The following is a 14,580-nucleotide window of genomic DNA, read 5'->3' on the forward strand; positions in this document are numbered from 1 at the left end:
TTACTATTGAATTCCGCTTTTATGCCAGCTTGATTTTTACCGGAAAAGAACGGTCGCGTTATAAAGCAAGAATAAATGCCTGCGGCCATTATTGTGCTAATCGATTAAAGTTCAACTTGTCATCAATGTCTTTAACTTCCCTTTTTGAGCAGTACACTAATTGATTTGGCTGAAATTGAGCAAAAGACTTTTTGAGAAAAGAAACGCCCCTAAAAAATAAAGTCTAACACTTTGGCTTTCCCGATCATCATATATCAATATTCCTTTAAAAAGAGCATTATCAATATACAGAGGTTTAAATTATGCTATACATTATTGGTTACTATGCTGCTTTAATCGGAATTATCATTTTACTAACACATGCCAAAAGCTTTTTTAAGAAACTCGACTTAACTTACTTGAAAAAATAGGATTTACCATTACTAGCATTGGTATTATTATTCCCATAGTATATGGCTTTATCAACGGATTCTTACACCACTAAAATTCGACTTAATATAATGTAAATTAACGAAAACAAACTGGGGAATCATGAAAATAAACACAGAATAATACAGATATTAGGTATTGTTTTTAGCAATAGGAGTTATTGGAGTTATTGGATTTTTTGAAGGAATCACTGTTGATCTCTCTCACGTTAATTCTATAGGATAAACACTATCTTTCTAGGTATAATCAGTCGCTGTTAACATAATGTGCGTTAACGAAAAAAAGCAGATCCCATTAATTGGGATCTGCTTTTTCTTTTGTTAAAAAGTCTTTTGCTCATATTCCTATCATTAAGCCGTTTATACTGTGTTTGACGACTAATACTCAGTTCTTTTTCTAGTGCTGTTAGGATGTCAAGTTTTGCATTGTCCATATTGACAGTATAACATTGACACCGATGACCATTAAAAATACAATTCTATCTTTTATTAACGTATACTTAAACACAAAAATAAGGAAAAATAAATGTCCAAAAATAAAATAAAAGACTTACATGACATGGTAAAAGAAAACTATGAGAACGACACATATAGTCGTGATTATAGTTACCATGGACCATATGCCCATAACGATGAAAAAGGGCGCGATAAATATCGACAAGATAAATCTAATGGTCATATTAAAATTTGGTATTATGCACCATTTATCAGAATTTTGAATAAAATTGTAGGTGGCAGAATGCAAGAGATTGTCGATTTTCTTAATGGCTATCGTTATGAAAAAAAGGAAAATAAATAATCTCTCGGGTGCCTATTAACAAAATATATATTTCCCAAATACCCGTATAGCGTATGTACAAATTTTAGTTAATATAATGTGCCTTAACGCAAGTCAAAAAAAACGTCCCCAGTATTTGGGGCGGTTTTTACTTTTATGACAAGCGTACTTGCTCAATTTCAACCTCAACAATGGGGGTAGTCTCGAAAACCAATTAACAATGATCCTTACAATGCCAGCTAATGATGCGCTTAAACAAGCAGCTCAAACTATGTTATCATTACTACAACGAGTCTTAAATATTAATGGACAATTATTAGTTAGCTTATCTGGAACTGTTGCTTCTGTGTTGGATTCCGTTGGGAAACTTCCAACAGAAACAAAGACACCGGCTTCAGTCTATACAATTATTGGATTAATTTTATTATTCATTGTGGAGGAAAGCTAGCTTAAAAATTTGATAAAGATAGGGGAAATTAATTGGACCAGATTATAGAAGTAACGCAAAATCTATTGCAGAAACAAGGCAGGAACAAAAAAAATTTTGTTTATTTGCAAATCCCCATAGTTGTATGCATAGTTGTGTGGGATATTTTGGTTGTTTTATTGTTAATTTCGATGGTCAAACACAATATGATTGATACTCTATTCGTTTATAACACTTTGCTTTTAATAATGCTAAATTACTTAGCTATTAGTAGTATTAAACGTTTCAATAGGTTGAACTCTGCCGTTCAATATCATGTTATTCCAAAAATAATCGATATTAATAATTTTGATTCAACCAATAATTGGCTTAAGCAGAATAAACATTTATTCCCTAAAACGATCATCGGCCGATTATTTTCAAATAGAATGAACTATTGTGTTTGGGGCTGTATTGAAACTAACGATAACTACCAAGTTGTTATCATTGACCTTTCTAAAAAAATACACTAATTGTTTTAACTATCGAAAAGAAGGATTTAAACTCCTACACAGAAAGTAAATTTTTGACTAAGTTAATTAAACGTATTCCTAAAAGAAAAAAGTTCAATACGCTATGGGTTAAAAAATACTGGTTCTCCCATCTCACTTTTTACATTTACGAATAAGAATAATGCTAGTTAACATAATGTTGATTAACGAAAGTAAAAAAGACCAGCCCTGAAATTTCGGGGCTGGTCTTTCTTTTATGATAAGCACGCTTGCTCAATTTGGACCCCAACAATTTGTCTACTTCTCAGAAAGCGGTTTTCAAAACATTCTGGTTTTGTGAAAAAATCATTTCTGAGAACCTTGATGAGAACGCTTGTTTAAAAGTGAAAAACTAACCATCACAAAATAAAAAATAATCGTGGATAAAATATCATGTAACAAATTATTTGATCTGAACATAAAATGCATAACCAAAAAAAAGACCAACGCTCCGATTAGATTATTCGTATAGATTGACCTATTCATATAGATTGACTCAATAAACTTTTTCATAAATAATTCTCCCATTTTCTCATTCCAGTAAAAACATTGTATCTTACTTTTCCTGTCAACAAAAATCATTTTAACACCAAAAATCTGTACATACAGCGTACGTACAAACGGTGAAACCGACAAAATTTATCAATACAATGAATCAGATTCCTTATGTGAGGCTAACTGAGAAAGAAGGAATTCGGTCATTAGTAGACGCTTGATTCTGGGATCGTCCATAGACTAGTTTAGGATGACTATTGGCTGGGACTTCAGCATATAGGGTGCCAGTGATACTATCTTTAATATCGATTTTGCCTTGTGCAGGGATTTCGTTTGGTAGATTTTTTCCTGTAATTAAAGGAATGTCGCTGTTTCCGGATTGAATGTGAAACATGTTTGTTGCATATGGTAGGTCTGCGTCACCTGTGCCAAAGTCTTTGGTGGCCGTATTTTTAATCGTCAACGATATCGCAATGATTTTATTCCCTGGATTGGGTGAATAGTTGGCAATCTGATTTAAAAATGAAACACTGTTAACTCGGTATTGGTCAGTTTCAATCGTGATGGATTGGCCAATCTTGAAAGCCTTGCTTTTGAGTTGTGCACTTGATTTTTGTAAGGTTATTTGATGAACGTAGTGGACGCTCATTTGCACTGTTACGGTGATGACAATAGCCAAAATAGAAATTAAAAGACTAACGCTATACTTTTTCCACCCCTTTCCTTTTGACTTAATCAGGATGCTAATGATTAAGATCACAGCCATCAGGGAAGACAGCACGCCGATTAAGTTCACATATGGAATCCATGCTGTGATTAAAGAAAAGGCCGATAATATAACAGTTATGATGTATAGTACTTGATTGTTTTTCGATTCTTTTTTCATTCAACTTCCTTTTAAATCTGTTATAAATTTAATTTTTGCCATCAATGTCCGTAGCTGCCCTTTTGGAGCAGTAGATTAATTGATCGGACGCCAATTGAGCAAAAGACTTTTTGAGAGAAGAAAAAATCGCCCCCAAAAAATGGAGACGTTTTTTACTTTCGTTGACCAACATTGTATTACGTTCGGTTATTTGCAATTCTAAATTAGAGATGGTAATTTATTATTGTAATTTTAAGTTTTGTATTTTAGGAGAGAGAAACATTGTTTATCAAAAAAAAGAAAACAACCGTATTAGTATTATTCTGTATCATTGTCTTATTAGTTTTTGGAATAGGTAGGAAACAACAAATATCAATTATTGATCGCTACAACCCCTTCCTACCATCGACTACTGCATACGCAGTCCTTCCTGCTGATACAGCAAACAGTGAACGCATAGATGTATACGCAGTTGATAATGCTTTATCTAATGGCGACTGGCTTAAAATAAGTAACGATAACAGTCAAAAAAAGAAATATATTGCTATTCAACACAAGGGTTCATATATATCTAGGACAATGATTGTTGATGACGATAAAGCGCTTCCGGCACTTATTAAACAGCAAATCGGTAATGAATATCATCAATATTCTCGAAAAATTGATGGTCCGCGGTCGGCAAACACAAATATAGTATTTCCATTTGTATAGGTAAACAAAAAAGGTCCTCTCTGCTTTGAACCAGAGGGGCCTTTTTAATTTCAAATTATTAAATCATGACCCTTTTTGTCAATGTTAAACGCGCAATTAATAAATCGTCAAAAGCTGCAGTTCATGAGTCAAAACCAAAGGCGTTCTAGCTATGTGAAAAACTCAATTCTTAGAATCATGATGAGAACGATTTTCTGATTCAAAATCAGCATAAATCATAATTAAAACAATCACTACTTGAACCAAAAAAAGTAACCAAGAAATGATTTTTGAAAAAGATATCGTCTGTTTCAAGATAAAGGCTAATAACAAAATACTCCACAATTTTTTCTTGTTAACTTTTGCTGTACTACGCATACTCTTTCCTCCAACATTTCTTATAAACTATTCTAGCTCACTTTTTGTCGTCAACAAAACTAATTATTTCTGTACAAAATGGAATATTTTGCAATCAACCTGATAGAAAGTACCTATTTAGACCAAATGATAAATGCGACCCTCTCATCAAAAAGACCAGCCCTGAAACTTCAAAAACTACTCTTTTTTACGTAATCAAGAAACATACTATTATAAACAAAAATACATAATTTTTAGTTTATAACAGTAAAGATTGAAAAAAAGCAAGGGCGTTAATTCTATCAAAACATTATTCTTCCTATAAACTAATAAGCAGCAATGTTAGATAATCATCGATTACCGTTGTTTGTTATGCCGCTACTCGCGCAACCACCTTGGTTTGGATTAGGATGCAGATTTATTTCTTCTTCAAATTCGTAAAAATTCGTATTTTTACCATTATAATGGTTCATGAGAGCTTCACTATTTTATACTCAACACTTAGCTTTGTTCAAACTAATTTGACCGTATGAGACAAACCAACTCACGCTAAAGTCTTTTAAATCATCATTATGAAAGCAAAACTAAGCGAAAAGCTATCAATATTTTAGTTTTTTATAGCTTAGAAAGGAGACATGAGCAACTGAATTTAAAAGAATTCAATTGCTCTTATTGGATATTTCATGTTATCGAGGTTTCTTAGCACTAGTACCAATGAAACCTCTTTGTCATTCCAATTAAAAAGAAACTATACCAATCATGTAAAAATAAACGACGGTTTCTAACTTCACCAAAGATAATTTTTTCGATTCAAAAGGCTGTTGATCATTGTTTTAACAGCTTTTTTATTAGAAATTAATCTTGCTGATTTTTTTAATCAACTATCAAGAACTTGCATAATATTAGAATTTGTTTTAAGTTAGACCAGTAAAGGAATAAATTTGTTTTTAGAAAGGAATTTTTTATGGCAGACGACTTTGACAAGAACCGTCACATGAATCACAAAAACCATGAAGAAAACATGAAAAAAGACATGGGCCAGACGCAGATGGGTCATCCAGGCCATGGCGGCCACAACAACATGGACAACATGGATATGGGGCACAACCATGACGGACACGATAACCACATGCAAATGGGCCATGGCCATGGCGGCCACAACAACATGGACAATATGGATATGGGGCACAACCATGACGGACACGATAGCCACATGCAAATGGACCATGGCCACATGAAGATGGATCACGGCCACATGGATCATGGCATGGGGAGCATGTCCGGAATGGATCACGACATGGCTGGAATGTCTGGAATGGGTGCCATGGACGGGATGCCAATGAATCATGGCAACATGAAACAACGATTCTGGTGGTCTTTCGCCCTCTTGATTCCGCTCCTCTTCGTTGCCCCCTTTATGGGCGTTGACCTACCAATCACGTTGACATTCCCTGGTTCCAACTGGGTGATGCTGCTTTTGGCGGTCGCCATGTATGCCGTTGGGACCCAACCTTTCTTTTCAAGCGCGAAACTTGAGTTGAAGCAAAAGAAACCAGCGATGATGTCGCTGATTTCCATGGGACTTTTGGTGACCTTCTGGGTTTCCGTTTATGCCTTTATTGCCAAAACTTTCTTTAAGGTCGCGGCCATGGACTACTTCCTAGAGTTCGGTACCTTAGTCGTTATCATGCTCTTGGGGCACCTAATTGAAATGCAAGCCACCATGAAGGCCGGCAATGCAACTTCCGAACTGGCAAAGCTCACACCAGCAACGGCCCACGTCAAAGACGGCGACTCATTCACTGATAAGCCCGTCAGTTCGCTCACGAAGGGTGCGGTTGTCCAAGTCTTGGCTGGTGAATCCTTTCCCGCCGATGGGACCGTCCTTTCAGGTTCATCTCAAGTGGATGAATCTCTGATGACTGGGGAATCAAAGCCGGTCCAAAAGACTGAAAAGTCCTCTGTCATTGGTGGAACGATTAACGGTGAAGGCACTCTGCTTGTCCAGGTTTCGGCCGTCGGCAATGACTCATTTATTGGTCACCTCAAAAAGACTTTGAACCAAACAGAAGCCAGCTCTACCAAAGCTGAATCATTAGCCAATCAGGTTGCCGGCTGGCTTTTCTGGGTTGGCTTGACAGCTGCCGTCTTGGCCCTGGTTATCTGGACCGCCATCAGTGGCCTGGCCACTGCCTTTAACATTGCCGTGACAACGCTAATCATTGCTTGTCCACACGCTTTAGGCCTGGCCATTCCATTGGTGATTCAACGAACCAAGGCACTGGCAGCCAAAGACGGTATTTTGATTAAGAAGCACGGTGCAGTGCTGTCAGCTAAACATCTGGATTATGCATTAATGGATAAGACCGGTACTTTGACTAACGGTCATTTCCAAGTACAAAAATTAGTCACTAACAAAATCAGCGACCATGACGCCCTAGCCATCATGGCCGCCCTTGAACAGCAATCTTCTCACCCACTAGCTAAGGCTATTGTCCAAAAAGCCAAGGACGATGGTGTGACCGTCACAGACGGTCAAGACGTTCAAACCATTTCCGGGGCTGGGATTAGTGGAACCGTCAATGGTCAGCAATACTCACTGGTTTCAGCCCGTTACCTAACCGACCAACAGATTGACTTTAACCCATTAGATGCCGATGGTTCAATTTCCTACCTAACGGATGGCCACCAAGTTTTGGCTGCTGTCTCCCTTGGTGATAGCATTAAAGCCACTGCCAAAGACTTCGTTGCCCAACTTAAGGCTCACCAAATTACTCCAGTCCTTGTCACAGGTGATGCTCAAAAGACGGCTAATAAGGTTGCCCAAGAATTGGGCATCGACTTGGTTCAGGCAGAGGTTTCACCAGAGGACAAGATTAACCTGGTCAAGCAGTATCAACAAAAAGGTAAGACGATGATGATTGGTGATGGGATTAATGATTCTCCTGCCTTGGCCCAAGCCGATTTATCAGTAGCCATTGGTGCAGGAACCGATGTGGCCCAGGCGTCAGCCGACGCGGTGTTGATTTCGCAATCCTTGCCAAAGATTATCGACTTAATTAACTTAGCCCATAATGCTAACCGTAAAGAAATTGAGAACCTTTGGTGGGGGGCCGGCTATAATATCTTAGCCATTCCGACCGCCGCTGGCCTCTTTGCCTTTGCTGGCATCATGTTAAACCCATTAATTGGCGCTATCGTGATGTCGCTTTCAACGGTTGTTGTGGCAGTCAATGCGCTTCTCTTACACAAGTAAGCGAGCAAAAATTAGAATCTTTAAAGTTTCTTTTATGTCAAAGCTGTATAATTAGCAGTTGAGTACAAATAAAAGGAGCTTTTTTTTATGCGCAAGTATTTTGCAGAATTCTTTGGGACGATGCTGTTGGTTATCTTCGCCACCACCGCCTTGATTTACGTCACGACCTTCCAAACAGGTCAGCTCTTCGATGCTATGGCAATCTTTGGCCTATCCCTAGCAGCGTTGATGTTTATCTTCGGGCCGATGGCGAACGGTGGCCACTTTAACCCCGCCGTTTCTCTAGGAGCAGCCATCAATCAAGACATCTCGTGGAAAACCTTTGGAGCCTACTTTTTGGCCCAGTTCCTTGGAGCCTTTGCTGGATTGACCCTTGCAGTTTATACATTAATCCCAATCATTAATGCACAACAAAGTGGCTCATCATCTTCATCAACGTCTTCTGTCAAAGCTAGCCAATTATTTTCCTTGTTAGAGCCATCCGCAGCAAGTGCCATTTCCGTTTGGCTAGCGGTGGCCATTGAATTATTCTTTACCTTCGTCTTAGTCTTTATTACCCTAGTGGCATTGAAAAAGCACATCAAACAAAGTGCCGCTATCACTGGGATTAGCTTCACCCTGATTTCCTTTGTGACCTATCCACTGACAAATGGCTTGGTTAACCCAGCCCGTGTTCTTGCCCCCGCTCTTTACAAGGGCTTGGCATCCTCTGCCCATCTCTGGTACTTCTTAATTGCCGAGATTTTGGGCGGTCTCTTAGCTGGCCTAGTCGTTAAATATTTCATGAATGAAGATGATCCCGCTGTTAAATCAGTTGCCGAATAATCCTTCGTATCAAAAAGGTCCTGACTTTCTAGTCAGGACCTTTTTAATTGCTATTTTTTGAAATTAACCCAGCACGTTCTTCCAATAAAACTTGCTCACCGGTAAAGGGCAACACCAGTAAAAGAGCCGTTGAATGCAGGGCTAGTCGCTTGTCAGCCTTGCCGTGATACAAGTCATCCCCATTAATGGGATGACCATTTCCGGCTAAATGGACCCGCAGCTGGTGCATCCTACCCGTCTGTAATTCAAGGCGAACAAGGCTCTCATTGCGTTTTCTATCCTCACTTAAAACCTGATAATGGGTCGTTGCACTTTGACCTGTGGCATCCAACCAACGCAAGCGATCATCACTTGGATGCCGTCCAATCCTTTGTTCAAAGATGCCAACCTTCTGGTCAAAAAGACCCCTGACTCTGGCCAGATAGGTGCGCTGAATAATTTTTTCTTTTATTAAACGGTTTAAGATTGGGACCACAATTGGATTTTTAGCAATAATCACTAGGCCAGAAGTTGCTCGATCCAAGCGATGAACCATCAAAGCCTGAGCAGGTTGGTCAGCCGATTTTTGCGGATTTGTTTGAAAATAACCATTAACGTAATTTAGCAACGTATCCGTTTCTGTCGGCGAATGCGGGTGCATTTTCATCCCAGCGGGTTTGTTTACCACCAAGAGGTCCTCATTTTGATAGACAATGGCAAATGTACCGTCAGTATTAGCCGGATAAGGGCCCTGCTGGTCCAAGAAGACCGCCTCTTGGAAGGCCAAGGTTAATTGATCGCCGGTCTTTAAAACATGGGCTGTCGAGACCTGTTGGCCATTAATCTGGAGGCCCCTTTCATGTCGCAAATTCCCCCGCAAATGCTTTGGCAGAAAAATTTGTTTCAAGTAATCTTTCACTGCCAAACCAGCAAAGCGATCCGTAATGGTAATTTCTCGTTGATATTTTGCAAACATTTTCTTTTCCCTAGTAAAAAATCAGGGTTTCCCCTGATTTCATGTTAGTTGCCACTGCTGCTACTTGCACTACTTGGTGAAAAAGCAACTGACGCACCTGGATAGTCCGCTTGCAATGAATCTGGGCTATCATTAATTTCCGGTGCATTAGTGACATAGTCACCAACAGTACTCTGATCGCCATGCTGAGTGTATAAGGAGGTTGAACTTTGATTTTCGTTTGCCTTTTTGAAACGTGCCAATGTCTTCGACTTCGAATAATCATAAGCTGCTGCATCAACTGCCTTAAAGCCGTCTGGATGGTAGAAACGCAACAAATTCTTCTGGTTTAGCGTGTCAGACATAGCAAGCGTTTCATTTGCTTCCGTCTGATACTTGTTAAACAATTTTTCCTGATCAGGCGTTGGATCAATGACCTTTTCGCCTGTCTTAGTATCCCAAATGGTACCAGAAATCGAAGCATACTCTGGCGTCATCCAATCCTTATTACGCATCACAACCAATTGACTTCGTTTTGTCGACAAAAGGTCCTGACCAAACTGAATATAACGTTTACTTGAAATACCCAAAAGATGTTCGATTGTTGGGGCTACATCAACTTCACCCCCATAGGTGTGGTTAATTCCACCATTTTTCAAACCTGGAATATGAATAATCAACGGTGTTCTTTGCAAGTTTTCGTTATCCAGGTCGGTCCATTTGCTTGGATCCTTGCCCAAAAGTGGGGCCAAATACTTATTATCCGTGTTATTGATACCGTAGTGGTCACCATAGAGCACAACCATCGTATTGTCGTACAAACCTGATTTCTTCAAATAATCGAAAAATTCTTTAATGGCCTGATCCAAATAATGGTTAGTAATAAAGTAATTATCAATATACTTGGAACCAGAATTAGACGTTTGGAAATTAGGATCCTGGTCATCCTTATCAATTTCATATGGAATATGGTTGGAAACCGTAATGTACTTAGCATAAAACGGCTGTTGCAACCGTTCAAGGTATGGGACTGAGTCTTTAAAGAGCAACTTATCCTTCAAACCCCATGCAGTTGAATTTTTACCACTCGTATCAAAGTATTCACCCGAAATCCAATTCTGATAACCCATGTTCTTGTAAACATTCGTTCGATTCCAAAACGATCCGGTATTACCATGGAAAACTGCTGATGAATAGCCAGCCCGTTGGTTCAAAATGGCAGGCATAGCCTGGAAGGTCTGGTCATTGCCCAATTTAGCAAAGAGCGAACCTTGTGGCAGACCATAGGTCGACGTCTCCAATAGATTTTCAGCATCGGAGGTCTTTCCCTGGCCGACTTGGTGGAAGAAGTTATCAAAGGCAATCGTATCCTTGCTGTGATACAAAGAATTTAAGAACGGTGTTACCTCTTGCCCGTTAACCTTACGGTCAATTGAAAATTGTTGGAATGACTCCAGATGAATTACAATGACGTTCTTGCCCTTAGCCTTTCCAGCATAGGTTGGATTCATGCCAACATAGTGGTCTTGAACGTACTTTTTTACCTTTTGCAGTTCTGCTGGTTTCGCTGATTTTCGTACCTGACTGGTTTTAAAAGTATTATAAGCATCTAAGATCGTAAAGGGGCCAATCCCCAAATACTTAACCAGGTATTCCCGATCAAACTGACGGGTCAGCAGCTGGGGCCGATCAACATCAGCCAACGCCAAGTTGGCCACGATAAGCAACCAGCCAACTGCTATCAAAGTTGATGTTTTCCCAGGCCGCACCTCTTTTCGATCACGGTTAATCTTTTTAAACAACAAAAGACCTATGAGGATCACAACGTCAATCCAAAACAAAAAGTCGTGGGCACTAAAACTAATTGCACCGGCGGCCTTACCACCTTGGTTAACCGACGAGTAGTTCAAAATCACGTTAACACTCAGATAGTCAGTAAATTCACGATAATAAGTCACGCTAATATAAAGATAGGTGGTCAGCGCCGTATATAAAACCATCATCCCACCGTAATAAAGATTACGATTTTTAAAGAATAACGGTAGTGCAAAAATTAGCATCGTAAATCCGATTGGATTAATCAGCATCAAAAAAACTTGATATAATGACGACACGTGCATCCAGTTAAAATCCATGCCGTAAGCCAAAAAAGTTTTCAAGATGAATAACGAAACTAATAGTGTATAAAAACCTAAGCGAGTCTGAACTCTTGCTCGACCTGCTTGGTAAACCGCCTTTAAAAGATGCGGATTTTTTTGTACGTCATTTTTCATAATAAGGCCATTATACGCCTATTTCTGGGGGCTTTCAGTTAAAAATCATTTCAAGCACGTATCTTTTTTTCTGTTTTTAAAACCTGGTCTTTTTCACTTGCTAATTTTAAATAAATACGTGACAATAGAATCAATCGAACCACTAAAGAGGATATTTTTATGCCAAAGTATAATGCTTATTTAATTGACCTTGATGGAACAATCTACCATGGCAAACAACCAATTCCAGCCGCTAAAAGATTTATTGAGCGGTTGCAAACTGCCCAAATTCCTTACCTTTTTGTCACTAATAATTCAACAAAAACAGCCAAGGATGTCGCAGATAACCTAACGATTAACCACGGTATCAAAACAACGGTTGATCAGGTCTATACCTCAGCTATGGCAACCGCTGACTATGTTAAGGGTTTAGCTAGCAGCGGGCAAAAGGTTTATCTAATTGGTGAAACTGGACTAAAAGATGCCCTCGAAAATGCCGGCATCGACCTGGTCCCCGCCACTGAAGCCAACGTTGTGGTAATGGGTCTCGACCGCAACTTTACCTACCAAAAGCTCAAAGAGGCAACTTTTGCGATTGCTCGCGGAGCAAAGTTTATTGCTACGAATGCCGATACAAACCTGCCAAGTGAAGAGGGCATGCTTCCTGGTGCCGGCTCACTTGTCGCTGCTCTCAAAACGGCAACCGGGGTCGAACCGACTATTATTGCTAAGCCAGAAGCTCCAATTATGGAAGGTGCTCTGGCTAAGCTTAATCATCCCGACCATCCCGTCATGGTTGGCGATAACTATAATACGGATATCCTTGCCGGTATCAAAAACGGGCTCGATACTCTTCTAGTCTACACCGGCGTTTCTAAGCCAGCCGATGTGGCCAAAGAAGTCAACCAACCATCTGATTTTGTCGCTAACTTTGATGAATGGTCTGTTGAATAATTGAATCAAAATCCGGATAACCGGTTTTTCTCGTTGAAGCCAAGCCTATCATGGTTTGGCTTCTTTTATTTTGCTTTATTTTGTAAGGCCAGCAAACGTGCGTTAAGGGCTGGGTCAGCTGCCTTTAGATACAACCCTTTTTTACCACGCTTAGCTAAAATATTTAAAGCATTGTACATAAAATCAATTTTAGCCTGAGCAATGGCATCTGCATCTGTCAAATTGGGATTCTTTTTATAAATTTCTTTATGCGTAACCTTTGCTGGATTAACTACCATCCGGTCACTTTCTTCATCGTACTCAAATGCCGGGCTCAGCAAAACCCCAGCATAATTTAAATCAAAACCCTGGACAGTATAAATCGATCCCACCTGGTTAATTGATTCAGGTCGGTTTGGCCACGTTTTGACTTGCGCATCAAACTCGTCCCATGGTAAATCAAAACCGTCTAAAACAACGTGGTGGGCGCCATCAGACCGGCGTTGAAACCCAGTTGTTGCCAGTACTCGGGCTAAGCCAACTTCTTGGTTGCGGGCCTTGATCGTTTTCAAGAGGACATCTGCTCGTTTAAAAATTCGCAGATCGTAATTTCCTAGATCAGCTGGCAAAGGTGTGAGCTTGCCTGTAACAAAGTCATCAATCCACGAGGAAACAGGGGCGTTGACTTCCATTCGATATTGAAAATCCATTGGAAAAATCCGATGATCATAGGGGGCTAAGACCTGATTTAACAGTTTTTGGTTCCAAAACATCTTACCCTGAATAACCTGCTGAAAGTCAAAAACAACCACGACAACTTTCGCCAATTTAATAATTTCGGTTAACTGATTGTCTTGAAAAAAACGAATATAGGGCTCTCTCTTACTTAGTAGGAGGTGGCCCTCGTCGATCAAAACAACATCATAGCGACTATCCGTCTTGTGTCCCCCATTAATGAGTGATGTAGGCCGAACATAATCTTTTTTATAAAGATTTTGATAACGCGCGCCCATTTCCTGGTAAACCTTTAAAAGTTCTGGATGATTAACGGTAAATACCGTTTTTAACCCTTTATAAGGGCTGTGTTCATCTTTTATCCCCGCTCCAATATTCTTAAAAAGCTTTGTCAGTAAAACGCTTTTTCCCGTCCCTGCTGCGCCTTCAATCACCGCTACATGATGACCAGGTGCTTGTAAGCCTTGAACGAGATAGTCTTGTAAAGTAGCAAGAATGTCGCTTTGACTCGTACTCAAGTGATCAATATCAAAAGACTTTAAGTTGTCATTTTCCTGTTTTTCCATAAGCTGATTATACAATTTCTCAATAGGTCAGACAAAACTGTTCTTGAGTAAAAACCTGTTTGAATAAAAATGATTTTAGAGCACAAAAAAAAGAAGACCGAAGTCTTCTTTGTCATGGGCCATCCAGGACTCGAACCTGGGACCTCTGCGTTATCAACACAGCGCTCTAACCAACTGAGCTAATGGCCCATCGTTTCGGCTCTTTGCCTAAGCGAATGACGGGAATCGAACCCGCATAGCCAGCTTGGAAGGCTGGAATTCTACCATTGAACTACATTCGCATCTTTTCTGGGTTCCCCCAATGGCGCTGGACGGAATCGAACCGCCGACACATGCAGCTTCAATGCATTGCTCTACCAACTGAGCTACAGAGCCAACTTTTCTTTTTCAGAAAACGGTCACAACGGGATTCGAACCCGTGATCTCCTGCGTGACAGGCAGGCGTCCTAACCAACTAGACCATGCGACCAATTGCGGGAGTAGGATTTGAACCTACGACCTTCGGGTTA

12 protein-coding genes and 5 tRNA genes (1 of these 17 only partly in view) are annotated in these 14,580 nt (G+C 39.8%); 7 read left to right on the forward strand and 10 right to left on the reverse strand.

The window, feature by feature from the left end; genetic code table 11:
- The first annotated feature begins 954 nt into the window (after positions 1–954).
- The 3 genes from M3M36_RS03690 to M3M36_RS03700 all read left to right on the forward strand — a co-directional run bounded on the left by M3M36_RS03690 (position 955) and on the right by M3M36_RS03700 (position 2,145).
- Positions 955–1,227, forward strand: a complete 273-nt coding sequence (locus M3M36_RS03690) for a hypothetical protein (protein WP_252773292.1) — start codon at positions 955–957, stop codon at positions 1,225–1,227.
- 211 nt (positions 1,228–1,438) lie between these two features.
- On the forward strand, positions 1,439–1,654 hold the full coding sequence (locus tag M3M36_RS03695) for a hypothetical protein (RefSeq protein ID WP_252773293.1): 216 nt from the start codon (positions 1,439–1,441) through the stop codon (positions 1,652–1,654).
- A gap of 32 nt (positions 1,655–1,686) precedes the next feature.
- Positions 1,687–2,145 carry a hypothetical protein gene (locus M3M36_RS03700; RefSeq protein ID WP_252773294.1) on the forward strand — a complete coding sequence of 153 codons (459 nt, stop codon included), beginning with the start codon at positions 1,687–1,689 and terminating at the stop codon, positions 2,143–2,145.
- A gap of 682 nt (positions 2,146–2,827) precedes the next feature.
- Here M3M36_RS03700 and M3M36_RS03705 read toward each other — a convergent pair.
- On the reverse strand, positions 2,828–3,544 hold the full coding sequence (locus tag M3M36_RS03705; RefSeq protein WP_252773295.1) for a DUF4352 domain-containing protein: 717 nt from the start codon (positions 3,542–3,544) through the stop codon (positions 2,828–2,830).
- A 261-nt stretch (positions 3,545–3,805) separates the two neighbouring features.
- On the opposite strand from M3M36_RS03705, the gene M3M36_RS03710 reads away from it, so the two are divergent.
- Complete coding sequence (locus M3M36_RS03710; RefSeq protein ID WP_252773296.1) at positions 3,806–4,234, forward strand: hypothetical protein; 429 nt, start codon at positions 3,806–3,808, stop codon at positions 4,232–4,234.
- A 162-nt stretch (positions 4,235–4,396) separates the two neighbouring features.
- On the opposite strand, the gene M3M36_RS03715 is transcribed toward M3M36_RS03710, so the two are convergent.
- Positions 4,397–4,591 carry a hypothetical protein gene (locus tag M3M36_RS03715; RefSeq protein WP_252773297.1) on the reverse strand — a complete coding sequence of 65 codons (195 nt, stop codon included), beginning with the start codon at positions 4,589–4,591 and terminating at the stop codon, positions 4,397–4,399.
- 943 nt (positions 4,592–5,534) lie between these two features.
- On the opposite strand from M3M36_RS03715, the gene M3M36_RS03720 reads away from it, so the two are divergent.
- Complete coding sequence (locus M3M36_RS03720; RefSeq protein ID WP_252773298.1) at positions 5,535–7,826, forward strand: copper-translocating P-type ATPase; 2,292 nt, start codon at positions 5,535–5,537, stop codon at positions 7,824–7,826.
- 87 nt (positions 7,827–7,913) lie between these two features.
- Entirely contained in the window at positions 7,914–8,651 is a 738-nt protein-coding gene (locus tag M3M36_RS03725; protein WP_252773299.1) for an MIP/aquaporin family protein, read from the forward strand.
- A 43-nt stretch (positions 8,652–8,694) separates the two neighbouring features.
- Here the strand turns inward: M3M36_RS03725 and M3M36_RS03730 are convergent, their stop codons facing one another.
- Positions 8,695–9,606 (reverse strand): RluA family pseudouridine synthase, encoded by a 912-nt coding sequence (locus M3M36_RS03730; protein WP_252773300.1) that lies wholly within the window; start codon positions 9,604–9,606, stop codon positions 8,695–8,697.
- A gap of 44 nt (positions 9,607–9,650) precedes the next feature.
- Positions 9,651–11,858: an LTA synthase family protein gene (locus M3M36_RS03735; RefSeq protein WP_252773301.1), complete on the reverse strand. Its 2,208-nt coding sequence runs from the start codon at positions 11,856–11,858 to the stop codon at positions 9,651–9,653.
- A gap of 159 nt (positions 11,859–12,017) precedes the next feature.
- Here M3M36_RS03735 and M3M36_RS03740 point away from each other — a divergent pair, with 159 nt between their 5' ends.
- Positions 12,018–12,791: a TIGR01457 family HAD-type hydrolase gene (locus tag M3M36_RS03740; protein WP_252773302.1), complete on the forward strand. Its 774-nt coding sequence runs from the start codon at positions 12,018–12,020 to the stop codon at positions 12,789–12,791.
- Between the two features lie 65 nt (positions 12,792–12,856).
- Here M3M36_RS03740 and M3M36_RS03745 read toward each other — a convergent pair whose 3' ends face one another.
- The 6 genes from M3M36_RS03745 to M3M36_RS03770 form a co-directional block, all read right to left on the reverse strand.
- Positions 12,857–14,071 carry a DUF2075 domain-containing protein gene (locus tag M3M36_RS03745; RefSeq protein WP_252773303.1) on the reverse strand — a complete coding sequence of 405 codons (1,215 nt, stop codon included), beginning with the start codon at positions 14,069–14,071 and terminating at the stop codon, positions 12,857–12,859.
- 115 nt (positions 14,072–14,186) lie between these two features.
- A tRNA-Ile gene (locus M3M36_RS03750) sits at positions 14,187–14,260 on the reverse strand.
- A gap of 21 nt (positions 14,261–14,281) precedes the next feature.
- Positions 14,282–14,352, reverse strand: a tRNA-Gly gene (locus tag M3M36_RS03755).
- A gap of 21 nt (positions 14,353–14,373) precedes the next feature.
- Positions 14,374–14,446, reverse strand: a tRNA-Phe gene (locus tag M3M36_RS03760).
- A 20-nt stretch (positions 14,447–14,466) separates the two neighbouring features.
- Positions 14,467–14,540 (reverse strand) — tRNA-Asp (locus tag M3M36_RS03765).
- 2 nt (positions 14,541–14,542) lie between these two features.
- A tRNA-Met gene (locus tag M3M36_RS03770) sits at positions 14,543–14,580 on the reverse strand; it runs 36 nt beyond the window's last position.

It is taken from the genome of Fructobacillus americanaquae, assembly GCF_024029775.1.
In the GTDB taxonomy this organism is placed as follows: Bacteria; Bacillota; Bacilli; order Lactobacillales; family Lactobacillaceae; genus Fructobacillus; species Fructobacillus americanaquae.